This window comes from Rhodopseudomonas sp. BAL398 (genome assembly GCF_033001325.1).
Classification (GTDB): domain Bacteria; phylum Pseudomonadota; class Alphaproteobacteria; order Rhizobiales; family Xanthobacteraceae; genus JARJEH01.
On sequence record NZ_CP133111.1, the window covers coordinates 4,134,676 to 4,155,292 of the forward strand.

At 64.5% G+C, this 20,617-nt stretch carries 23 protein-coding genes; 11 read left to right on the forward strand and 12 right to left on the reverse strand.

All coding sequences use genetic code 11. From position 1 onward, the window contains the following. Window positions 1-198 precede the first annotated feature (198 nt). From RBJ75_RS19485 to RBJ75_RS19495, 3 genes are all read left to right on the forward strand, one after another. A complete protein-coding gene (locus tag RBJ75_RS19485) occupies window positions 199-828 on the forward strand; it encodes a cytochrome b/b6 domain-containing protein (protein WP_276156791.1) in 630 nt (209 codons plus the stop codon). A 14-nt stretch (window positions 829-842) separates the two neighbouring features. After that, window positions 843-1,622, forward strand: coding sequence for a molybdopterin-dependent oxidoreductase (locus RBJ75_RS19490; RefSeq protein ID WP_276156790.1), 780 nt, complete (start codon window positions 843-845; stop codon window positions 1,620-1,622). A 167-nt stretch (window positions 1,623-1,789) separates the two neighbouring features. Beyond that, window positions 1,790-2,302 (forward strand): superoxide dismutase family protein, encoded by a 513-nt coding sequence (locus RBJ75_RS19495; protein ID WP_044417257.1) that lies wholly within the window; start codon window positions 1,790-1,792, stop codon window positions 2,300-2,302. 239 nt (window positions 2,303-2,541) lie between these two features. Here RBJ75_RS19495 and RBJ75_RS19500 read toward each other — a convergent pair whose 3' ends face one another. Then, window positions 2,542-3,750, reverse strand: a complete 1,209-nt coding sequence (locus RBJ75_RS19500; protein WP_044417264.1) for a YbfB/YjiJ family MFS transporter — start codon at window positions 3,748-3,750, stop codon at window positions 2,542-2,544. A 213-nt stretch (window positions 3,751-3,963) separates the two neighbouring features. Here RBJ75_RS19500 and leuB point away from each other — a divergent pair, with 213 nt between their 5' ends. Further along, window positions 3,964-5,076: a 3-isopropylmalate dehydrogenase gene (gene leuB / locus RBJ75_RS19505; RefSeq protein ID WP_044417268.1), complete on the forward strand. Its 1,113-nt coding sequence runs from the start codon at window positions 3,964-3,966 to the stop codon at window positions 5,074-5,076. Window positions 5,077-5,266: 190 nt separating this feature from the next. Here leuB and RBJ75_RS19510 read toward each other — a convergent pair whose 3' ends face one another. Both RBJ75_RS19510 and RBJ75_RS19515 read right to left on the reverse strand, forming a co-directional pair. After that, window positions 5,267-5,662 carry a hypothetical protein gene (locus RBJ75_RS19510; RefSeq protein ID WP_044417266.1) on the reverse strand — a complete coding sequence of 132 codons (396 nt, stop codon included), beginning with the start codon at window positions 5,660-5,662 and terminating at the stop codon, window positions 5,267-5,269. A 149-nt stretch (window positions 5,663-5,811) separates the two neighbouring features. Next, window positions 5,812-6,633 (reverse strand): hypothetical protein, encoded by an 822-nt coding sequence (locus RBJ75_RS19515; RefSeq protein WP_044417262.1) that lies wholly within the window; start codon window positions 6,631-6,633, stop codon window positions 5,812-5,814. 116 nt (window positions 6,634-6,749) lie between these two features. Between RBJ75_RS19515 and RBJ75_RS19520 the strand changes: the two genes are divergently transcribed. Further along, entirely contained in the window at window positions 6,750-7,784 is a 1,035-nt protein-coding gene (locus RBJ75_RS19520) for an aspartate-semialdehyde dehydrogenase (protein ID WP_044417260.1), read from the forward strand. Window positions 7,785-8,030: 246 nt separating this feature from the next. On the opposite strand, the gene RBJ75_RS19525 is transcribed toward RBJ75_RS19520, so the two are convergent. Beyond that, the gene (locus RBJ75_RS19525) at window positions 8,031-8,666 is read right to left on the reverse strand and encodes a carbonic anhydrase (RefSeq protein ID WP_044418921.1); all 636 of its coding nucleotides are present in this window, start codon (window positions 8,664-8,666) and stop codon (window positions 8,031-8,033) included. A 129-nt stretch (window positions 8,667-8,795) separates the two neighbouring features. Here RBJ75_RS19525 and RBJ75_RS19530 point away from each other — a divergent pair, with 129 nt between their 5' ends. Continuing rightward, complete coding sequence (locus RBJ75_RS19530) at window positions 8,796-9,674, forward strand: HpcH/HpaI aldolase/citrate lyase family protein (RefSeq protein WP_276156608.1); 879 nt, start codon at window positions 8,796-8,798, stop codon at window positions 9,672-9,674. A 124-nt stretch (window positions 9,675-9,798) separates the two neighbouring features. Here the strand turns inward: RBJ75_RS19530 and leuD are convergent, their stop codons facing one another. Then, window positions 9,799-10,404 carry a 3-isopropylmalate dehydratase small subunit gene (leuD, locus tag RBJ75_RS19535; RefSeq protein WP_044417282.1) on the reverse strand — a complete coding sequence of 202 codons (606 nt, stop codon included), beginning with the start codon at window positions 10,402-10,404 and terminating at the stop codon, window positions 9,799-9,801. Window positions 10,405-10,734: 330 nt separating this feature from the next. Next, window positions 10,735-11,142 (reverse strand): metallopeptidase family protein, encoded by a 408-nt coding sequence (locus RBJ75_RS19540; RefSeq protein WP_044408914.1) that lies wholly within the window; start codon window positions 11,140-11,142, stop codon window positions 10,735-10,737. Window positions 11,143-11,256: 114 nt separating this feature from the next. Between RBJ75_RS19540 and RBJ75_RS19545 the strand changes: the two genes are divergently transcribed. Both RBJ75_RS19545 and RBJ75_RS19550 read left to right on the forward strand, forming a co-directional pair. Then, a complete protein-coding gene (locus tag RBJ75_RS19545; protein WP_152647663.1) occupies window positions 11,257-11,574 on the forward strand; it encodes a hypothetical protein in 318 nt (105 codons plus the stop codon). A 376-nt stretch (window positions 11,575-11,950) separates the two neighbouring features. Beyond that, on the forward strand, window positions 11,951-12,229 hold the full coding sequence (locus RBJ75_RS19550) for a hypothetical protein (RefSeq protein ID WP_044408917.1): 279 nt from the start codon (window positions 11,951-11,953) through the stop codon (window positions 12,227-12,229). Between the two features lie 219 nt (window positions 12,230-12,448). Here RBJ75_RS19550 and leuC read toward each other — a convergent pair whose 3' ends face one another. From leuC to ffh, 6 genes are all read right to left on the reverse strand, one after another. After that, window positions 12,449-13,861, reverse strand: coding sequence for a 3-isopropylmalate dehydratase large subunit (gene leuC / locus RBJ75_RS19555; RefSeq protein ID WP_276156607.1), 1,413 nt, complete (start codon window positions 13,859-13,861; stop codon window positions 12,449-12,451). Window positions 13,862-14,300: 439 nt separating this feature from the next. Then, window positions 14,301-14,699 carry a 50S ribosomal protein L19 gene (rplS, locus tag RBJ75_RS19560; RefSeq protein WP_044409193.1) on the reverse strand — a complete coding sequence of 133 codons (399 nt, stop codon included), beginning with the start codon at window positions 14,697-14,699 and terminating at the stop codon, window positions 14,301-14,303. Window positions 14,700-14,811: 112 nt separating this feature from the next. Next, a complete protein-coding gene (trmD, locus tag RBJ75_RS19565) occupies window positions 14,812-15,540 on the reverse strand; it encodes a tRNA (guanosine(37)-N1)-methyltransferase TrmD (protein ID WP_044409192.1) in 729 nt (242 codons plus the stop codon). A gap of 161 nt (window positions 15,541-15,701) precedes the next feature. Next, complete coding sequence (rimM, locus tag RBJ75_RS19570) at window positions 15,702-16,232, reverse strand: ribosome maturation factor RimM (protein WP_044409190.1); 531 nt, start codon at window positions 16,230-16,232, stop codon at window positions 15,702-15,704. Between the two features lie 167 nt (window positions 16,233-16,399). Next, complete coding sequence (gene rpsP, locus RBJ75_RS19575; protein ID WP_044409187.1) at window positions 16,400-16,732, reverse strand: 30S ribosomal protein S16; 333 nt, start codon at window positions 16,730-16,732, stop codon at window positions 16,400-16,402. Between the two features lie 48 nt (window positions 16,733-16,780). Further along, window positions 16,781-18,334 carry a signal recognition particle protein gene (ffh, locus tag RBJ75_RS19580; protein ID WP_044409200.1) on the reverse strand — a complete coding sequence of 518 codons (1,554 nt, stop codon included), beginning with the start codon at window positions 18,332-18,334 and terminating at the stop codon, window positions 16,781-16,783. A 254-nt stretch (window positions 18,335-18,588) separates the two neighbouring features. On the opposite strand from ffh, the gene RBJ75_RS19585 reads away from it, so the two are divergent. The 3 genes from RBJ75_RS19585 to RBJ75_RS19595 all read left to right on the forward strand — a co-directional run bounded on the left by RBJ75_RS19585 (window position 18,589) and on the right by RBJ75_RS19595 (window position 20,316). Next, window positions 18,589-18,834, forward strand: coding sequence for a type II toxin-antitoxin system Phd/YefM family antitoxin (locus RBJ75_RS19585; protein ID WP_044409183.1), 246 nt, complete (start codon window positions 18,589-18,591; stop codon window positions 18,832-18,834). Then, window positions 18,831-19,250, forward strand: a complete 420-nt coding sequence (locus tag RBJ75_RS19590; protein ID WP_201776306.1) for a type II toxin-antitoxin system VapC family toxin — start codon at window positions 18,831-18,833, stop codon at window positions 19,248-19,250. The genes RBJ75_RS19585 and RBJ75_RS19590 overlap by 4 nt, the downstream gene beginning before the upstream one ends. Window positions 19,251-19,344: 94 nt before the next feature. After that, window positions 19,345-20,316, forward strand: coding sequence for an MBL fold metallo-hydrolase (locus RBJ75_RS19595; RefSeq protein WP_080900971.1), 972 nt, complete (start codon window positions 19,345-19,347; stop codon window positions 20,314-20,316). Window positions 20,317-20,617 lie beyond the last annotated feature (301 nt).

Genomic DNA, 20,617 nt, shown 5'->3' on the forward strand with positions numbered 1-20,617 from the left:
CGATACGCGCCCTGGACTTCTCCCCACAGGATGCGCGCGCGTCCCGCCCGGGATGCACGGAAGCGAGCCGGGGCGACCCGGCTCGCTTTTTTGTGATCGAGAACAGCCGCGATCGGCCCGCCAATCGCGACGCCGCTGTAACGATTGAGGGGTTTTGCCCGTACAAGCGGATAACCCACTATCGGGGATGGAGCAGCGATGTCGAGCACCACGATCAGCGACAACCACGCCAATGAGACCGTGACCAAGGTCATCCAGCCGGCCTGGGTTCGGATCCTGCATTGGATCAACGCGCTGGCGATGATCATGATGATCATGTCGGGCTGGCAGATCTATAACGCCTCGCCGCTGTTCGATTTCCAGTTCTCGCGCGCGATCACGCTGGGCGGCTGGCTCGGCGGCGGGCTGTTGTGGCACTTCGCCGCGATGTGGCTGTTGATGGTCAACGGCCTGATCTATCTCGCGCTCGGCCTGATCACCGGACGCTTTCGCCGCAAGCTGCTGCCGATCACGCCATCGGGCGTGCTGACCGACACCAGGCTGGCGCTGACCGGCAGGCTGTCGCACGCCGATCTGAGCAAATACAACTATGTGCAGAAGCTGCTCTATGCCGGAATCATCGCCGTCGGCATCCTTGTCGTGCTGTCCGGATTGTCGATCTGGAAGCCGGTGCAGTTTCAGTGGCTGACCGCTGTGTTCGGCGGCTATGACGCCGCGCGCTATGTGCACTTCGCCGCGATGGCGTCGATCGTGGCGTTTCTGGTCATCCATGTGATCCTGGCGCTGCTGGTGCCGAAAAGCCTGCGCGCCATGATCATCGGCCGCTGAGGGAGGATATCGACATGCTGCGTATCAAGAAATTGCTGATCCCCGGCGTCGACACCAAGCTGCTGGTGCGGGACGCCACGGCCCTGATGCCCGAATTGTCGCGTCGGCGCTTCATCGCCGGCGGCGCCAGCCTCGGCGCGCTGACGCTGCTGACCGGCTGCGACGTGGTCGACGGCGACGGCGCCGAACATCTGCTGGCGAAGGTCTCAAAATTCAACGATTCGGTGCAGGCGGCGATCTTCAATCCGAACACGCTGGCGCCGACCTATTCGGAAAAAGATATCACCCGGCCGTTCCCGTTCAACGCCTATTACAGCCTGGACGAAGCGCCAACGATCGACGGCAAGGACTGGAAGCTGGAAGTCTCCGGGCTGGTCGACAACAAGAAATCCTGGACCCTGGACGAACTTTACAAACTACCCGAGGTCAAACAGATCACCCGCCACATTTGCGTCGAGGGCTGGAGCGCGATCGGCTCGTGGTCCGGCACGCCGTTGCGGGATTTCCTCAAGCTGGTCGGCGCCGACACATCGGCGAAATATGTCTGGTTTCGCTGCGCCGAGGGTTACACCAGCCCGCTCGACATGCCGACCGCCCTGCATCCGCAGACCCAGATGACCTTCAAATTCGACGACAAGATCCTGTCGCGCGCCTATGGCTACCCGATGAAGATCCGGGTCCCCACCAAGCTTGGGTTCAAAAATCCCAAATATGTGGTGTCGATGGAGGTCACCAACGATTACAAGGGCGGCTATTGGGAAGACCAGGGCTACAATTCGTTCAGCGGCAGCTGAGGCGGTAAGGCCGAGCGGGCACCGCGCAGCGACGTCCATTGTTCGCCGATTTGTTCCGGCCTTTTTGTGGTGGCAGCTAGCGGCTAAACGCCCGCTGCGGCCATTAAACGGTCATGCTAGAACGGTTTCGTGATTTTGACCGATCAAAGCATTTTGGAGATTGCCTCATGATTTTGCGTGCCTTGCTGACCGCGGCCGCGCTGCTCGCCATCCCGCTCACCGCCGCGTCGGCGCAAGCGGCCAAAGCCACGCTGAAAAATACCAGCGGCGCCGACATCGGCCAGGCCACGCTCTCGCAAGACGGCAATGGCGTCACCATCAAGCTGGCCCTCAAGGGCTTGCCGCCGGGCGAACACGCCTTCCACGTCCATACGATTGGCAAATGCGAACCGCCATTCACCAGCGCCGGCGGGCACTTCAATCCGACTGGCAAGAAACACGGCAGGCGGGCGCTGGACGGCGCTCATGCCGGTGACATGCCGAACCTGACGGTGCCGGAATCCGGCGAGTTGAAGACCGAGGTGGTCAACAACGCCATTACGCTGGAAAAGGACAAGCCGAATTCGGTGTTCAAACCCGACGGCACCGCGCTGGTGATCCATGCCGGCGCCGATGACTATATTAGCGACCCCGCCGGTAATGCCGGGGGCCGCATCGCCTGCGGGGTGATCGAAGAATAGCCATTGGATTCGATGGTGGACCTCATCCTTTGAAGGCGGTTTCTCAGAAGCTGATTGGAAGAGAAGCCAGCAAAATCGAGCTTGATTTCGTCATTGCAAGCCGAGGACGGCGCATCGCGCCGTCCGACAGCGAAGCAATCCAGGGACGCCAAGCAAGGACTGGATTGCTTCGTCGCAACAGCTCCTCGCAATGACGGCCTTCAAGGCCTCGGTTTGTTGATCGCTTTTCGGCCAGGCTGTCAGGATGACGGCGCAACGCGCGCTTCTTCGCGCAGCGGCTTTTGGAATGCCGCGGCGACCGCGCCCAACGCCAGCGTCGCGGCCGAGACGTTCAGCGCATAATTCAGGCTGCCCATCGCGTCGGTGATCGCGCCGACCGCGATCGGCCCCAATGTCTGGCCGACCCCGAACACGATCGTCATCGCGGCGATCGCGCCCGGCCAGGCGGCCTGCGGATAGTTGAAGCGAACGAAGGCGGTGGTCGAGGCCACCACGGCGAAGAACGATACGCCGAACACCAGCGCCGACACCGCCAGCAACCCCACCGACATGCCCAGCAGCGGCATCGCGGCGCCCAGCGCGAGGCAGCCCAGGATGATCGCGGTCGAGACCCCGCCCTGGTCGCGCGCCATCACGCGGCGCCACACCCAGGGCGTGACGAAGGCGCTGGCGCCGATCAGGCACCAGAACGCGCTTTGCGCCACGGCACCGCCGCCGGCGTCGCGCACATAGGCGATCATGAAGGTCATGTAGGCGATGTAGCCGGCGCCAAACAGAAAGTAGGCGGTGAGATAGATCGCCACCGGCGCGATCGCGAAGCGCGCGGGCGATGTCGTCGACATCCCCGACTCGGTTTCGATCGGCGTGGTCAGCAGCGGCACCGTCAAGGCCGCCGACACCAGCGTCAGCACCAGCCAGACGATCCACCACGACCCCGGCCCGAACCCTTGCAGCAGGAACGGCGCAATCAGCCCGGAGGTCAGAATGCCGATCCCCGGCCCGGCATAGAACAGGCTGAGCAGGAACGCCGAGCGCGCCGGGTGAGATTGGGCGATCGCGGTTGCCAGCGCGGCGCCGGCGACGAAGGCCAGCGCCGCGCCGACCCCGACCAGCAAGCGGGCGAAACTCAGCAGCACGAAATTGCCCGACAACGCGCACAGCGCCAGCGACAGCACGCAGGCCAGCGTGCCGGCGCGCACCAGGACCGAGAGCCCGAACCGGGCGGCGAGGCGCGAGGTCACCAGCGCGCCGGCCAGATAGCCCGCGGCATTGATCGTGTTCATGAAGCCGGCTGCCGAATAGGACCAGCCCAGCGCGTCGCGCATGTCCGGCAGCACCAGCGAATAGGCGAAGCGGCCGATCCCCAGGCCCACCGTGGGCGCCAGCGACAGCGTCAGGATCAGGCGCACGGGATTGTTCGGCGCGGCGATGCGGTCGATCAGGGTCAAGCGTTTCTCCCGATCGCATTGTGGCAGCCAATGCGCCGCAAACGCAACCGCGCGCCCCGCAACGGAGTCTTGCCAATCCGGCAACAGCGTTTTAGCACTCGGCCCGTAACGATTTCCGCAGTCATGCCGGGGCGCCCCGGCATCCATCCCTCTTCGACAAGAAGCTGGATGGCCGGGTCAGGCCCGGCCATGACGCATGACGAGGATCCGACCATGGCGACCCACAAATTGCTGCTTCTTCCCGGCGACGGCATCGGCACCGAGGTGATGGCCGAGGTGACCCGGCTGATCGACTGGCTGAATGCGCAGGGCATCGCCAGTGTCGAGACCGAGCACGGCTTGGTCGGCGGCGCGGCCTATGATTCCGACAAGGTGGCGATCACCGACGCCACCATGGCGCTGGCGCAGGCCTCGGATGCGGTGATCTTCGGCGCGGTCGGCGGGCCGAAATGGGATGCGGTGCCGTATGACGCCCGCCCCGAGGCCGGGCTGTTGCGGCTGCGCAAGGATCTGGCGCTGTTCGCCAATCTGCGCCCGGCGGTGTGCTATCCGGCGCTGGCGGATTCCTCGAGCCTGAAGCGCGACGTGGTCGAGGGGCTCGACATCATGATCGTGCGCGAGCTCACCGGCGGTGTCTATTTCGGCGAGCCGAAGACCATCACTGATCTCGGCAATGGCCAGAAGCGCGCCATCGATACCCAGGTCTACGACACCTACGAAATCGAGCGGATCGCCCGCGTGGCGTTCGATCTGGCGCGCAAGCGGCGCAACAAGGTCACCTCGATGGAAAAGCGCAACGTCATGAAGAGCGGCCTGTTGTGGAACGAGGTGGTGACACAGGTCCACGACCGCGAATTCAAGGACGTGACGCTCGAGCATCAGCTCGCCGATTCGGGCGGCATGAATCTGGTGAAATGGCCGAAGCAGTTCGACGTCATCGCCACCGACAATCTGTTCGGCGACATGCTCTCCGACATCGCCGCAATGCTGACCGGCTCGCTCGGCATGCTGCCCTCGGCCTCGCTCGGCGAGACCAACGCCAAGACCGGCAAGCGCAAGGCGATGTATGAGCCGGTGCATGGCTCGGCCCCGGATATCGCCGGCAAGGGCGCCGCCAATCCGGTGGCGATGCTGGCCTCGTTCGGCATGGCGCTGCGTTATTCGCTGGATATGGGCGACCTCGCCGACAAGCTCGACGCCGCGATCGCCGCGGTGCTGGCCAAGGGACTGCGCACCGCCGACATCAAATCGGACGGCACCACGTTGGTCTCGACCAGCCAGATGGGCGAAGCCATCGTCAAGGAAATGCAGGCGCTGCACGCCTGATCGGCAATGGGGCATCGCGGTGCCCCACCCCCTGCCGTCATTCGCGGGCTCGACCCGCGAATCCATCTTGTCAAAGCGAAGGACCGCCGGATCACGTCCGGCGGCGACAACCGCGCTTCAAAACAAACTGAGCTTCAAAACAAAAATGCCCGGCTAAGCCGGGCATTGTCGTGTGGTGATTCGCTCTCGCTCAATACAGCGGGAATTGCGTCGGGACGCCGCCGAGATCCGAGGGCGGATTGAGCGGCGAACGGTCCAGCGGGCGATTGTAGTTTTCGCGGGCGAAGGAATAGCCCGGCGGGAAGGCGTAATCGGTGAAATGGCGGTCGCCCGGGAGCACTTCGACGCCGGCATCGAGCCAGGACCGCTTGGTGACATAGACCCGGGTACGCGGGCCGGCCCGGTAGGACGTATTCGGGCCGCGCGGGCCGTAGGCCTCCTGGTCGCGGGTCTGATATTTCCGACTCGCCGCATTGGCATCGCTGGCGTCGAAACCGACCGCCACCACCGCAACAGCAGCAGCTGCCAGCAGCAAAGCGAGCTTCCTTGCGGCAAAACCGTTCGCGGAAAGCATGTTCAGGGTCATCATGTCCTCATGGGCAGTCTGGCAGTTCGATCGTTCCTTTTAGCCGCCGCGATGCGACAGCCACAAGGTCAATCCGGCCACACCCGCTGACATAATGCCGGCCCGGGCCAAATGTTTCATCAAATCCAGCGTCTTGGCGTGAAACAGGATCAGAACGCGCCGCGTAATTGCGGGTTTTGGTCGCCGGTGACCCAGTCGACCCGGGCGCCCGGTCCCGCCAGGGTCGCGGCGCAGCTGCCGCGACGCAGTTCGGCATGGGCGAACATCTCGGCCAGCTTCGGGTCGTTGCCGGCTGACAGCAGCACCAGATGGTCCAGCATGCAGCCGATCGCGGCGCGCCGTTGCGGCACGGTCTCGCCCTGGCACGACCAGCCGGAGAGGCGCAAATTGGCGTCGAGGCTCTTGTTGAAGCCAAGGCAAGAGCCGGCGTGGCCCACCCGGTCGGCAATGTCGTGCAGCGCCACGGTGCCGAATTTGCTGTCAATCAGGCCGGCGGCGGCGCCCGTCTGCAGCCCGTCCGGGTCGATCCGCGCTGCGCTATCGGCCCCTGACGGGTCGCCTTGGCGCGATTCATCACCCAACCGGTAGATTTCGAGTTCGGCGACGGGCGTGCCATCCGGCGCGGCCCAATGCAGCAGGTCTTTGCGGCCGCCGTCCGGATGCCGCAGGATCTCGTAAGTCTCGATTTTGCCAGGCGAATCGAACTGACTGACGGCGAAGGCGGGGTAAGAACGATCGGCCTGGCTCCAGCCCGGCCGGGCCATTGGCTCGGTCGCCGCGCTGACAGCCGCCTTGGTCAGCGGATTGGCGGCGAACAGCACCACCAGCGCGATCAGCGCCAACCCACCGATATAGGCCAGCATCCGCACCAATGCGTCTTTGCATTCATCGGCGAAGCTGCGCAGCGCCGGATGAATCCGGGCCTGGCGGGCCTGGTTCGGAGCAAGGCGAAGGACCGGATTCGGACGCATTACAAACGCTCTGGCAGGGACTAAAGTTGTGTCGGAGCCATTTCTCGCATAGAAGCGCTGGCTGTTCCCTTTCCGCTGACCGCGGAGGCGGAGCATTTTTCCTCGGAGAGTGAACGATGGGTTACAAAGTCGCGGTGGTCGGTGCGACCGGCAATGTCGGGCGCGAAATGCTCAACATTCTGGACGAACGTAAATTCCCCGCCGACGAGGTTGTGGCGTTGGCGTCACGCCGCAGCATGGGCGTGGAAGTCTCCTATGGCGACCACACGCTGAAGTGCAAAGCGCTCGAGCATTACGATTTCACCGATGTCGACATCTGCCTGATGTCAGCCGGTGGCAGCGTGTCGAAGGAATGGTCGCCGAAGATCGGCGCGCAGGGCGCGGTGGTAATCGACAATTCGAGTGCCTGGCGGATGGACCCGGACGTGCCGTTGATCGTGCCGGAAGTGAATGCCGCTGCGGTCGCGGGCTTTGCCAAGAAGATGATCATCGCCAATCCGAATTGCTCGACCGCGCAGCTGGTGGTCGCGCTGAAGCCGCTGCACGACAAGGCGGTGATCAAGCGCGTCGTAGTGTCGACCTATCAGTCGGTGTCTGGCGCCGGCAAGGAGGCGATGGACGAGCTGTTTTCGCAGACCAAGGCCGTCTACACCAACGCCGAACTGATCAATAAGAAATTCCCGAAGCGGATCGCCTTCAACGTCATCCCCGAGATCGACGTGTTCATGGAAGACGGTTTCACCAAGGAAGAGTGGAAGATGATGATGGAGACCAAGAAGATTCTTGATCCCAAAATCAAACTCACCGCGACCTGCGTCCGCGTACCGGTGTTCGTCGGCCATTCCGAATCGGTCAATATCGAATTCGAAAATCCGATCTCGGCCGATGAGGCCCGCGACATCCTGCGCAACGCGCCGGGCTGCCTGGTGATCGACAAGCACGAGCCCGGCGGCTACGTCACGCCCTATGAGGCGGCCGGCGAGGACGCCACCTATATCAGCCGGATCCGCGAGGATGCCACGGTGGAGAACGGCTTGGTGCTGTGGTGCGTGTCGGACAATCTGCGCAAGGGCGCGGCGCTGAACGCAATCCAGATCGCCGAATGCCTGATCAACCGCAAGCTGATCACCGCGAAGAAGAAAGCGGCGTAAGCCGCACTGATCGCCGGCCGATGGTCGCCGGCCGGCTACGGCTATGAAATGCGTCATTCCGGGGCGCGAGCAGCGATAGCTGCGAGCGAACCCGGAATCTCGCCGCTTATACCTTGTCGCGAGATTCCGGGTTTGCTCGGCCTGCGGCCTCGCGCCCCGGAATGACCATGCGTTGAGCGGCCGGCCCGGTCACCGCGGCAACCCGGTCACGGCGACAACAACGAGACGCGCTGCAGCTCGCCCGCGTTACAGCACCGGACGAAATTCCTTCGCCGCCTGATCGAGCACCGACAGCGAGCCTTCGGCGACGCCGAAATAGGCGCCGTGCAGCTGCAATTCGCCGCGTTCGGCCGCGGCCTGCACGAAGGGGAACGTCATCAGGTTTTCCAGGCTGCGGAACACCGCGGCCTTTTCGATCCGGGTGACGAAATCCTGCATCGTCTCATGGGCGCGGATTTCGACCTTCTCGTCGGGCTTGACGAACATCGACATCCAGCGGCCGATGAAATCGCCCGGCGACAAGGGCGCGGCATTGCCGACGAAAGCCCGGATGCCGCCGCATTGGGCGTGGCCCAGCACCACGATGTGCTTCACCTTCAACACCTGCACGGCGAATTCCAGCGCCGCCGAGACGCCGTGGGTGCCGCCGTCCGGGGTATAGACCGGGACCAGATTGGCGACGTTGCGCACCACGAATAATTCGCCGGGACCGGCGTCGAAGATCACCTCCGGCGACACCCGGGAATCGCAGCAGCCGATCAGCATCACCTCGGGCGATTGGCCGCGCTCGGATAATTCCCGGTAGCGGGTCTGTTCGGTCGGCAGCCGCTGCGAGGTGAAGGTGCGATAGCCAGAGATCAGATCGGGCGGAAACGATGTCATCGATGGGCTCCGGTGGGACGTCGAAGGGGCGTCCGGGATAACCATAGGCGGCGCGCCTGAACAAGCCTTTCGGCCGGCCAAGCGAGATGATATCGGCTCAGCCTTGAAGATTTTTGGGGGAACCAAGCCATGATCCGTCCGCGCCGCAGCCTGTTGTTCATGCCCGGATCGAATGCCCGCGCGCTGGAAAAGGCCCGGCTGCTGCATGCCGACGGGCTTATCCTCGACCTCGAAGACGCGGTGGCGCCGGACGCCAAGGAGCTGGCGCGGAACCAGGTCGCCGCGGCGATCGCCGCCAGGGGCTTCGGCAAGCGCGAGGTGCTGGTGCGGATCAACAGCCTGGATTCGCCGTGGTGGATCGAGGATCTCAACATGGCGGCCAAGGCCCGGCCGGACGGCATCCTGGTGCCGAAAGTCTCCAGCGTCGCCGACCTCACCGCGATCGCCAACAGGTTGAGCGACATCAATGCGGATACCGCGCTGCGGGTCTGGATCATGATTGAGACCGCGCGCAGCGTGCTGCATGCCGAGGAGCTGGCCGCGCAGAGCCATGATTCGGAGATGCGGCTAGCCGGCTTCGTGTTCGGGCCGAATGATCTGTCGCTGGAAACCCGGATCCGGATGCTGCCCGGCCGCGCCACCATGCTGCCGATGATCACCCATTGCATGCTGGCGGCCCGCGCCCACGGCCTGGCCTTCCTCGATGGCCCCTATGGCGACATCGCCAATATCGAGGGCTTTGCCCATGAATGCGCGCAATCGCGCGATCTCGGCTTTGACGGCAAGACCCTGATCCACCCCGGACAGATCGAGGCCTGCAACGCCACCTTCACGCCGCCGCCCGCCGACGTGGCGCAGGCGCGAAAGATCATCGCGGCCTTTGAGCGCCCGGAAAACGCCAATCGCGGCGCGATCCAGCTCGACGGCCGGATGGTGGAGCGGCTGCACGCCGAAATCGCGAAAAAGACCATCGCGCTCGCCGATGCGATCGAAGCGATCGGGCACTGAACGGGAAGCGCATTGAACGGGAAGGAGCGGTCGTTTCCCTTCACCCTCCCCCTCCAGGGGAGGGTGATGCTCGCAACCACCGCAAACTTCCATGCGATAGCCCTGCCTCCAGGGTGACGGGGGCTTACGCCCAGGCGCGCTCGGTCTTGGCCTTTTCCTCGTAGCTGTCGATCGAGGCCTTCTTTTCCAGCGTCAGGCCGATGTCATCGAGGCCGTTCATCAGGCAGTGCTTGCGGAACGGATCGATCTCGAACTTCACTGTGCCGCCGTCCGGGCCGCGGATTTCCTGCGCCGCCAGATCGACCGTGACGGTGGCGTTGGCGCCGCGCTCGGCGTCGTCGAACAATTTGTCGAGGTCGTCCTGGCTGACGCGGATCGGCAGCACGCCGTTCTTGAAGCAGTTGTTGTAGAAGATGTCGCCGAACGAGGTCGAGATCACGCAGCGGATGCCGAAATCGAGCAGCGCCCAGGGGGCGTGTTCGCGACTCGAGCCGCAGCCGAAATTATCGCCGGCGACCAGGATCTTGGCATTGCGATAGGCCGGCTTGTTGAGGATGAAATCCGGGTTCTCGCTGCCGTCGTCATTGTAGCGCTGCTCCGAGAACAGGCCCTTGCCGAGCCCGGTGCGCTTGATGGTCTTGAGGAACTGCTTGGGGATGATCATGTCGGTGTCGACATTGATGATCTTCAGCGGCGCCGCGACGCCTTCCAGCGTGGTGAACTTGTCCATATGCCTGTTTCCCAGATTGAACCTGGATTTTAGCGCGATCCCGGGCTGGCTCCAAGGACGATCTTCAAGGACGATCTTCAAGGACGACCCCGGGGCACAGCCCTTATCCTGAGAGTCTGACGGGAAAAGAAACCACTAAAATCAAGCCTAATTCGTCATTGCGAGCCGAGGTCGGCGCGCAGCGCCGTCCGAAGGCGAAGCAATCCAGGGGCGTCAGGCAGGGACTGGATTGCTTCGTCGCAACAGCTCCTCGCAATGACGGCCTTGAAGTCTTGAGTGAACAGAGATCCTCAGGGTTCGAGACGGGCTTCGCGCTCCTCATTATGAGGCTTACGCCTCGTCCGGCACCTGCGCCTCGATCGCCTCGATGTCGTCGTCCGACAGGCCGAAATGGTGGCCGATCTCGTGCACCAGCACGTGGCGGACGATGTCGCCCAGGGTATCGTCGTGCTCGGCCCAGTAATCCAGGATGGGCCGCCGGTACAGCCAGATCATATTGGGCAGCGGCGCGATGTCCTGGCTGCTTTGCTGCGGCAGGCCGATGCCCTGGAACAGGCCGAGCAGGTCGAATTCGCTCTCGGCCCGCATCTCCTCTAGCACCTCGTCGGAGGGAAAATCATCGACCCGGATGATCACGCCGTCGCACAGCTTCCGAAACCCGCTCGGCAGCCGGTCGAGCATCTTAAGTGCCATCGCCTCGAGCTCGGCCAGCGACGGCGGTTTTGCGGCAGTCCACATGGCTTGATGCTAGAAGATCCCAGCCGATTGGACAAAGCGGGGCGGGGTTGCGGTTGACGCCAGCGCGGCAATCGGAGACTTTGCCGGCGGGGATTTTTGGCGGGAGCGGGTGCGATGCGAGGTTTGACGATGGCGATGGGGCTCGCCTTCGCGGTGGCGGCGCCGATGCTGGGCCAGACCGATGCGACCGCGCAGGCGGCGCCGGCCACCCCCTTCGCATCACAAGCCTCCGCCACCGATATCTCGGCGCAGAGCCGCCGGCGGCCGAAGCGGCTGCGGGTCTATCCCCGCGACAATGGCGACGGCGTCTATCCGCGCTATTTTCCCGGTTCGAACGCGGTGCGCGACTGCACCGCAACCTATGTGCAGGAATTCCGCCCGAGCGGCACCGTGATCGTGCCGCGGATGAACTGCTTCTGGCGCCGCGGCTGAGACTCGTCTCGCCGACGCCGCGCTGATTGCGTCGCACGTTGCGGTCCATCGATGACGCGCAAGACCTCGCCACGCCGCAGCGACGCTGCGTTGAATCATCCATCATGCCGCGATCACTCGCGACCATTCTCCGCCGACAGCTACGCGCGCGGGCGGCGACCTTGATATTTCGGCCGGCGTGACGGAACAAGTTTACCTGTACGGGCATTCATCATTGCGGCGCCGCCATTCACGGTTGGTTCACGCCGCTGTCCCTAGCGTCGCTTTGTGTCGTCGGGCGGTCGGGATCGTTCCTGATCAGGACCTTCAGACGACGCGCACTGCTCCGCCACGCCGCCCCCAGCGGCTGTGCTCTTCTCAAGCCCCAAGGAATCCCATGAACATCAAACGGATCTTAGGCCTCTTCGCCGTTGCGGCCCTGCTGCTGGTCGCGGCGCCGACCACGCGCTCCGAAGCCGCATCGCTGGCTGGTCCTGGCATCGCCGCGGCGGTTCAGAGCGGCCCGATTGCCGGCGTCACCGAAGTCCATTGGCGCCGCAGCTGGCATCGCCATCCGCATGTGCGCCGCCACCACGGCTGGTATCGTCCGCATCGCATGCATCGCCGTGCGCATGTGCGCCCGCACCATCGTTACTATCGGCGTCACCACCGCTGATCGACAGCATCGACCCGACATCGAACAGGCCCGAATTTCGGGCCTGTTCTTGTTTCGAGTTGACGATTTTTCGCGGTCGCCATTGGCGCTACGCCGCGCCGATCTGTGGCGCCGTCACTACCATGTCCGGCGGATCTATTACCGAACGTTAATTGATACCCGAACGACAACAGGCGCCCGATGGGCGCCTGTTGCTATTGGATCGATCCGCTGAAGAATTCAGTGCCAGTCGCGGATATCGACGAAGTGTCCGGCGATCGCCGCGGCCGCCGCCATTGCCGGCGACACCAGATGGGTGCGGCCCTTGAAGCCCTGGCGGCCTTCGAAATTGCGGTTCGAGGTCGAGGCGCAACGCTCGTCCGGGGCGAGCTTGTCGGGGTTCATCGCCAGGCACATCGAGCAGCCCGGCTCGCGCCATTCGAAACCGGCCTTGATGAAGATCTTGTCGAGTCCCTCGGCCTCGGCCTGCTCCTTCACCAGACCGGAGCCCGGCACGATGATGGCATTGACGTTGCCGTTGACGGTCTTGCCCTCGGCCACTTTGGCGGCGGCGCGTAGATCCTCGATCCGGCCATTGGTGCAGGAGCCGATGAAGGCGCGATCGATCTTGATGTCGGTGATCTTGGTGCCGGCGATCAGTCCCATATAGGCCAGCGCGCGCTCCTTGGAGAGCCGCTTGGCCTCGTCGGCGATGTCGGCGGGATTCGGCACCTTGCCGGTCACCGAGATCACATCCTCGGGGCTGGTGCCCCAGGTGACGATCGGCGGCAATGCGGCCGCGTCGAGCCGGATCTCGTGGTCGAAATGCGCGCCTTCGTCGGAGCGCAGCGTCTCCCAATAGCGCATCGCGGCGTCCCAATTGGCGCCGCTCGGCGACATCGGACGACCCTTCAGATAGGCATAGGCCTGTTCGTCCGGCGCGATCAGGCCGGCGCGGGCGCCGCCCTCGATCGACATGTTGCACACCGTCATGCGGCCTTCCATCGACAGCGCGCGGATCGCATCGCCAGCATATTCCAGCACATAGCCGGTGCCGCCGGCGGTGCCGATCTCGCCGATGATGGCCAGGATGATATCTTTCGCGGTGACGCCGTCCGGCAATGCGCCGTCGACATTGACGCGCATGTTCTTGGCCTTCTTCTGGATCAGCGTCTGGGTCGCCAGCACGTGCTCGACTTCCGAGGTGCCGATGCCATGCGCCAGCGCGCCGAACGCGCCATGCGTCGAGGTGTGGCTGTCACCGCAGACAATGGTGGTGCCGGGCAGCGTAAAACCCTGCTCCGGGCCGATGACGTGGACCACGCCCTGGCGCTTGTCGTGTTCGTTGTAATAGGTGATGCCGAATTCGCGGGCGTTCTCGGCCAAAGCGGCGATCTGCGCGGTGCTTTCCGGATCCGGATTGGGCTGGCTGCGATCGGTCGTCGGCACGTTGTGATCGACCACCGCCAGCGTCTTCTCCGGCGCATGGACCTTGCGGCCGGTGGTGCGCAGTCCCTCAAACGCCTGCGGACTGGTCACTTCATGGACCAGATGGCGATCGATATAGAGCAAGCAGGTGCCGTCATCGGCCTCGTGCACCAGATGATCGTTCCAGATCTTGTCGTACAAAGTGGTCGGCTTGGTCTCGGACATGGGTTTGAACCTTGGTTCGGAATTCGAAAAATCGGAAATGGCGAGCGCGCGACGAGCGCGATGCGCTCAAGCCGTCAACGCGGCCGTCGTCAGCCGACCGAAGAACCGCCATGGCAGGCGGCTGCGGTCGTCGAGCACGATGCGGGGGCGATCTGGAAACATTCCATCCATATAGCACGAAGCGGCTGCGCGACAACGCTACGGCTTGGTGATTTCAAATAGCTGCGATGGAACACGCGCCCCGGACGCAGTGCAGCGCGTGGCCAGCGCGGCGTGTTGCGCTGCAGAGCCGGGCCTCGATTGTTTGCGGGCATCACCATGAAGCGGGGTCCCGGTTCGGCGGAGCAGCGCGAAGAGCGCTGCACCGCGCCCGGGAGATCGGCGCACAAAAAAGCGCGGCTTGCGCCACGCTTTTTCGAAACTGCATTGCGCTGAGAGATTACTCGGCGGCGGCGCCAGCGGCGACCTTGACCGGACGTTCGGTCTTCTTCTCGACGATACGGGCCGATTTGCCGCGCAGGTTGCGCAGGTAGTACAGCTTGGCGCGACGCACCTTGCCGCGGCGCAGCACCTTGATCGAATCTATCATCGGCGACAGCAGCGGGAAGACGCGCTCGACGCCCTCGCCATAGGAGATCTTGCGAACCGTGAAGCTCTCATTGATGCCGCCGCCGGAGCGGCCGATGCAGACGCCTTCATAGGCCTGCACGCGGGAGCGCTCGCCTTCAACGACCTTGACGTTGACGATCACGGTGTCGCCGGGTCCGAACTCCGGAATCACCTTGCCGGCGGAGAGCTTGTCGAACTGCTCTTTTTCGAGCGTCTGAATGAGATTCATTGCAATTCTCCATCGGCGGCGCGCCCAGCCATCCCGGCGCGGGCTGCGCGAAGATCCATTATCCTGCCATTGCACGGATTTGGCGGTGCTATACGGCAAAGCTTAAGCCTTGTCACCCATCCGTCGCGTTTTTTGGCGGTTTTTGACGATTCGACGTCGGCCGCGCCGCCCACAGCTCCGGCCGCCGGGCCTTGGTCAGCGCCTCGGCCTCGGCCTGGCGCCAGGCTGCGACCTTGGCATGGTCGCCGGAAGTGAGGATTTCGGGGATCTGGCGGCCCTCGAAGGTCTGCGGCCGGGTATATTGCGGATATTCCAGCAATCCGGCGGAAAAACTCTCGTCGGTTCCCGATTCCAGCCGGCCCATCACACCCGGCAACAGCCGGACGCAGGCGTCGATCAGCGCGAAGGCGGCGATCTCGCCACCGGACAGCACATAATCCCCGATCGACACCTCCTCGAGCTCGCGGGCGTCGATCACCCGCTGGTCGATGCCTTCGAATCGGCCGCAGACGATGAGCGGCCCCGGCCCGGCCGCCAGTTCCGCGACCCGCGCCTGGGTCAGCGGCCGGCCGCGCGGGCTCATCACCAGCCGCGGACGCCCTTCCGAGGGACCGGCGGCATCGATCGCCGCCGCCAGCACGTCGGCGCGCAGCACCATGCCGGGGCCGCCGCCGGCCGGGGTGTCGTCGACGCTGCGGTGGCGGTCAGTGGCCGAAGCGCGAATGTCGCGGGCTTCCAGCGCCCAGATCCCCGACGCCAGCGCCCGCCCCGCCAGGCTGACGCCGAGCGGGCCGGGAAACATCTCCGGAAACAGCGTGAGGACGGTGGCGTGCCAGGTCATCGGAAGCCTTGCAGCAGAGGAAAATGTCATACGCGGGACCTGTCCGCCCGCCGTCACAAGCGATACGATGTGTCCCGGATGCTGCCGAGGCTGAAACCGGGGTCCCGGATCGGCGGCGCAGCGCTACGCGCTGCACCTTGTCCGGGACACGACGAATGGCCTCACGCTTCGGCGGAATCCGGACTATCGCCCTCGATCTCGGCCGGCAGCTCGATCAGCACCCGGCCGCCCGCGATATCGACTGTCGGTACCACCGCATTGGTGAACGGCAGCAGCAAGGTGGAGCCATGCGGCGGCGCGATCTCGATGATGTCGCCGGCGCCGAAATTGTGGATCGCCAGCACCCGGCCGATCGACTCACCGCTCGTGGTCTCGGCGGCCAGGCCGATCAGATCGGCGTGGTAATATTCGTCGTCGTCGGTCGCGGGCAGCTTGTCGCGCGCGACATAGAGTTCGATGCCGTTGAGGCGTTCGGCGTCCTCGCGGCTCGCCACGCCTTTCAGCGTCGCCACCAGATGGCCGTTGCCTGCCCGCGCAGTCTCGATCTCGAATGATCGCGCGCCGTCCTTGGTGGCGAGCGGTCCATAGTCCCGCACCGCCATCGGATCCTCGGTGAAGGTCCATAGCTTCACCGCGCCGCGCACGCCATGCGGCGCGCCGATCCGGGCGACGCAGATTTTGTCGGCCGGCATCAGCACTCATCCTTCGAGACGCGGCGAAGACGCCGCTCCTCAGGATGAGGGTCTGCGGCGGTGCTAGGTCCGACGCCATGCCGCGGCGGCAAGCCCAACACCTCATGCTGAGGAGCACGGCGTAAGCCGTGCGTCTCGAAGCATGAGGAGAGTTGCACGATCAGCTCTTACTTCTTCGCGGCGGCTTCGGCGGCGGCCTTACGCTCCTTGCGCGGCACCGCCTTTTCCGGGTTGTTGCGCGGCGCGCGCTTGGCAACGCCGGCGGCGTCGAGGAAGCGGGCGACGCGATCCGAGGGCTGCGCGCCCTTGGCGAGCCAGGCCTTGACCTTGTCCATGTCGAGCTTCAGCCGGGACTCATTGTCCTTGGCCATCAGCGGATTGAAATGGCCGAGCCGTTCGATGAAGCGACCGTCGCGGGGGAAGCGCGAATCGGCGACGACGACGTGATAGACCGGACGCTTCTTGGTGCCTGCGCGCGCGAGGCGGATGACGACTGACATTGAGTTCTCCTGGTGAACGTTTCGAATGAGGTGGGGAAGTGATCGCGATTATTTCTTCTTGCCGAAGCCGGGGAAGCCGCCGAGGCCGGGCAGTTTCGGCTTGCCGCTGAGCCCGGTGAGGCCCGGCAGATTGGGCAGGCCGGAGCGCAGGCTGGGCGGCAGGTCTTTCGACAATTCGGGCAGGCCGCCGCCCGGCGGCAGACCGCCCGGCATCTTTTCCGACATCGCCTTGATCTGTTCGGGCGTCGGCATGCCGCCGCCAAAGCCCATCGCCTGCGCCAGGCCGGCCATCGGGCCGCCCTTGCCGCGCCCCACGGCCTTCATCATGTCGGCCATATTGCGGTGCATCTTCAAGAGCTTATTGACTTCCTCGACCTTCAGCCCGGCGCCCGCGGCGATCCGCTTCTTGCGGCTGGCCTTGAGAATGTCGGGGTGCTTGCGCTCCTGCCGGGTCATCGAATCGATCACCGCGATCTGACGCTTGAGGATCTTGTCGTCGAGATTGGCGGCCGCGAGCTGGTTCTTCATCTTGGCGATGCCGGGCATCATGCCCATCAGCCCGCCGATGCCGCCCATCTTGGTCATCTGCTGCAATTGATCGCGCATGTCGGTGAGGTCGAACTGACCCTTGCGCATCTTCTCGGCGACGGCGGCGGCCTTCTCGGCATCGAGATGCGAGGCGGCCTTTTCGACCAGCGACACCACGTCGCCCATGCCGAGAATCCGGCCGGCGATGCGGTCGGGGTGGAAATCTTCCAGCGCGTCGGTTTTTTCGCCGGTGCCGATCAGCTTGATCGGCTTGCCGGTGACCGCGCGCATCGACAGAGCGGCGCCGCCGCGGCCATCGCCGTCGACCCGGGTCAGCACGATGCCGGTCAGCCCGACCTTTTCGTCGAAGGAGCGCGCCAGATTGACCGCGTCCTGGCCGGTCAGACTGTCGGCGACCAGCAGCACTTCATGCGGCAGCGCGACCGATTTGATCTCGGCGGCTTCCGCCATCATCTCGTCGTCGAGCGTGGTGCGGCCGGCGGTGTCGAGCAACAGCACGTCGTAGCCACCGAGCTTGGCGGCTTCCACGGCGCGGCGGGCGATTTGCGCCGGCTTCTGGCCGAGCACGATCGGCAGCGTGTCGATTTCGAGATCGCGGCCGAGCACCGCGAGCTGTTCCATCGCCGCCGGACGATAGACGTCGAGCGAGGCCATCAGAACTTTACGCTTGTCGCGCTGGGTCATCCGGCGCGCCAGCTTGGCGGTGGTGGTGGTCTTGCCGGAGCCCTGCAGGCCGACCATCATGATCGCGACCGGCGGCACCGTGTTGAGATCGATGGTCTGGCCTTCGGAGCCGAGCGTGGCGATCAGCTCGTCATGGACGATCTTGACCACCATCTGGCCCGGCGTCACCGACTTGACCACGGTGGCGCCGATCGCCTGCTCGCGGACCCGCTCGGTGAAGCTGCGCACCACGTCGAGCGCGACGTCGGCCTCCAGCAGCGCGCGGCGGACCTCGCGCATCGCCAGATCGACGTCGGCCTCCGACAGTGAGCCGCGCCGCGTCAAACGGTCGAGAATCCCACCCAGTTTTTCCGATAGATTGTCGAACATCGGCATAAACCCAGACAACGGCCGTTCGACGAACGGCCAGCACAAACCAAAATCGCGCCCGAGGGCGCATCGCGCTGTCGGGCGTTGACCTCCGGTCTCCAGGACCGGGCGGCGGGTCGAAAAGAAGACTTTTCGAGAATTGGCGGCCATCAATACGGCAAACCGCCCGGAAGTCAATCTTTGGCCGCTCCCAGAGCCTCCCGATCGCGGCCGAAAGCTGCTATATTCAGGGTCGCCAATCGGGTGAAACCGCCATGAAACACGTCAATCTGTCGCAAGCCCGCGCCCACCTCGCCGAACTGCTCGACGAGGTCGAACGCGGCGAGACGCTGGTGATCAGCCGCGAAGGGGCGCCCCTGGCGGAGACGACGGCCGGGGCCGATGAGGCGCGCCGGGCAAGATCGCGTCGAGCGATCGAAGGAATTCTGGAGCTTCGCAAACAGAACAAGCCGGTTGCGGTCGAAGACATCATCGCGTGGAAAGATGAAGGGCGCGAATGATCATGCCGCTCGTCATCGACGTGTCCGTCATGGCGAATTGGTATTTCCCCGATGAGCGCAATATCTGGGGCGACAAGGTCCTGGCCATGCTGAACGACGACGAGCATGGCGCGATTGTTCCGGGAATCTGGTGGTTCGAGATGCACAACGTGCTTGTGCTGGGCGAACGCAGGGGACGCAGCACATCCGCACAAGCGGCACAATTCCTTGCCTTTTTGCGCGACCTGCCGATCACGATAGCCCCCAATCCCGGGCCTGACGCGGTCCTGGATCTATCCCGTCGTCACAGCCTCAGTTTCTATGATGCCGCCTATCTCGAACTCGCCAAGCGCGAACACATTGCGTTGGCCACGTTCGATCGGGCCCTGATCCGCGCCGCTGCCGCCGAAAACGTGCCGCTGGTCGGCGAGTCGTGATCGGGCCGGGCTCTTGATTTCCCGCCGCCGCGTTCTGACCTTGCTGGCTGGGCTGACCGCCACGGCCGGCCTCTCGACCTTCTGGATTTCCCGCATGGCAAGCTACCGCGGTCCGGTCTCGGACCATTTCGACGGCACGCGCTTTTTCGATCCCGACGGGGCGCCGCCGAAAAAACTCGGCGACGTGCTGGGCTGGACGCTGTCCCGCAAGCCGGCAAAATGGCCCGACCGTGTCGCGGTTCAGACCGATCTGCCGCCGCCCGCCGTGACCGGTGACAAGGTGCGGCTGAGCTTTGTCGGTCACGTCAGCTGGCTGATCCAGACCGCCGGGCTCAATATTCTGGTCGATCCGGTGTGGTCGGAGCGCGCCTCGCCGCTGTCATTCGCCGGCCCCAAGCGGGTTCGCGCGCCCGGCATCGCCTTCGAGGCACTGCCCAAGATCGATGTCGCGCTGGTGTCGCACGGCCATTACGACCATCTCGATCTGGCAACGCTGTCACGGCTCGCAGCCGCGCATGCGCCGCGCGTCATCACGCCGCTCGGCAATGATCTGACCATGACGTCCCACGACAAGGCGATCCGCGCCGAGGCCTTCGACTGGCACGACCGCGTCGTGCTCGGCGACGGCGTCGCGGTCACGCTGGTGCCGACGCGGCACTGGAGCGCGCGCGGCGTATTCGACCGCAACAAGGCGCTGTGGGCGAGCTTCGTGCTGGAAACGCCGGCGGGCAAGATCTACATCGTCTGCGATTCCGGCTATGGCGAGGGCAAGCACTTTACCCGCGTAGGCGACACCCACGGTCCGCTGCGGCTGGCGATCCTGCCGATCGGCGCCTATGAGCCGCGCTGGTTCATGGAGGACCAGCACATGAACCCCGCCGACGCCGTCAAGGCGCTGGCCGATTGCGGCGCCGAGCAGGCGCTGGCCCACCATCACGCCACGTTCCAGCTGACCGACGAGGCGATCGACGCTCCCGAACAGGCGCTGCACACCGCGCTCGACGCGGCCGGCATCGCCCGCGAGCACTTCGTCGCCTTGCAGCCCGGACAGGTCTGGGAGCTCTGAGCCGGCCCGTTGCGCTTACGCCGTCCTCACGGTGATGGCCGTTCTCATGGTGAGGAGACGCGCAGCGCCGTCTCGAACCATGAGGACAAGCTTCCACCATCCCTCAAAACACGGCCCTGCGGGCCGCTCCTCAGAGTCTGGCTCAAAAAGCGATCAACAGACACAAGACTTCAAGGCCGTCATTGCGAGGAGCTCTTGCGACGAAGCAATCCAGTCCTGCTTGGCGCCCCCGGATTGCTTCGCTTTCGGACGGCGCTACGCGCCGGCCTCGGCTCGCAATGACGAATGAAGCCTGACGTTA

Excerpts from the sequence above, each read along its gene's own strand:
- RBJ75_RS19485 (WP_276156791.1), top strand. The coding sequence starts at position 199 with ATGTCGAGCACCACGATCAGCGACAACCACGCCAATGAGACCGTGACC.
- RBJ75_RS19490 (WP_276156790.1), top strand. The coding sequence starts at position 843 with ATGCTGCGTATCAAGAAATTGCTGATCCCCGGCGTCGACACCAAGCTG.
- RBJ75_RS19495 (WP_044417257.1), top strand. The coding sequence starts at position 1,790 with ATGATTTTGCGTGCCTTGCTGACCGCGGCCGCGCTGCTCGCCATCCCG.
- leuB (WP_044417268.1), top strand. The coding sequence starts at position 3,964 with ATGGCGACCCACAAATTGCTGCTTCTTCCCGGCGACGGCATCGGCACC.
- RBJ75_RS19510 (WP_044417266.1), bottom strand. The coding sequence starts at position 5,662 with ATGACCCTGAACATGCTTTCCGCGAACGGTTTTGCCGCAAGGAAGCTC.
- RBJ75_RS19515 (WP_044417262.1), bottom strand. The coding sequence starts at position 6,633 with ATGCGTCCGAATCCGGTCCTTCGCCTTGCTCCGAACCAGGCCCGCCAG.
- RBJ75_RS19520 (WP_044417260.1), top strand. The coding sequence starts at position 6,750 with ATGGGTTACAAAGTCGCGGTGGTCGGTGCGACCGGCAATGTCGGGCGC.
- RBJ75_RS19525 (WP_044418921.1), bottom strand. The coding sequence starts at position 8,666 with ATGACATCGTTTCCGCCCGATCTGATCTCTGGCTATCGCACCTTCACC.
- RBJ75_RS19530 (WP_276156608.1), top strand. The coding sequence starts at position 8,796 with ATGATCCGTCCGCGCCGCAGCCTGTTGTTCATGCCCGGATCGAATGCC.
- leuD (WP_044417282.1), bottom strand. The coding sequence starts at position 10,404 with ATGGACAAGTTCACCACGCTGGAAGGCGTCGCGGCGCCGCTGAAGATC.
- RBJ75_RS19540 (WP_044408914.1), bottom strand. The coding sequence starts at position 11,142 with ATGTGGACTGCCGCAAAACCGCCGTCGCTGGCCGAGCTCGAGGCGATG.
- RBJ75_RS19545 (WP_152647663.1), top strand. The coding sequence starts at position 11,257 with ATGCGAGGTTTGACGATGGCGATGGGGCTCGCCTTCGCGGTGGCGGCG.
- RBJ75_RS19550 (WP_044408917.1), top strand. The coding sequence starts at position 11,951 with ATGAACATCAAACGGATCTTAGGCCTCTTCGCCGTTGCGGCCCTGCTG.
- leuC (WP_276156607.1), bottom strand. The coding sequence starts at position 13,861 with ATGTCCGAGACCAAGCCGACCACTTTGTACGACAAGATCTGGAACGAT.
- rplS (WP_044409193.1), bottom strand. The coding sequence starts at position 14,699 with ATGAATCTCATTCAGACGCTCGAAAAAGAGCAGTTCGACAAGCTCTCC.
- trmD (WP_044409192.1), bottom strand. The coding sequence starts at position 15,540 with ATGACCTGGCACGCCACCGTCCTCACGCTGTTTCCGGAGATGTTTCCC.
- rimM (WP_044409190.1), bottom strand. The coding sequence starts at position 16,232 with ATGCCGGCCGACAAAATCTGCGTCGCCCGGATCGGCGCGCCGCATGGC.
- rpsP (WP_044409187.1), bottom strand. The coding sequence starts at position 16,732 with ATGTCAGTCGTCATCCGCCTCGCGCGCGCAGGCACCAAGAAGCGTCCG.
- ffh (WP_044409200.1), bottom strand. The coding sequence starts at position 18,334 with ATGTTCGACAATCTATCGGAAAAACTGGGTGGGATTCTCGACCGTTTG.
- RBJ75_RS19585 (WP_044409183.1), top strand. The coding sequence starts at position 18,589 with ATGAAACACGTCAATCTGTCGCAAGCCCGCGCCCACCTCGCCGAACTG.
- RBJ75_RS19590 (WP_201776306.1), top strand. The coding sequence starts at position 18,831 with ATGATCATGCCGCTCGTCATCGACGTGTCCGTCATGGCGAATTGGTAT.
- RBJ75_RS19595 (WP_080900971.1), top strand. The coding sequence starts at position 19,345 with ATGGCAAGCTACCGCGGTCCGGTCTCGGACCATTTCGACGGCACGCGC.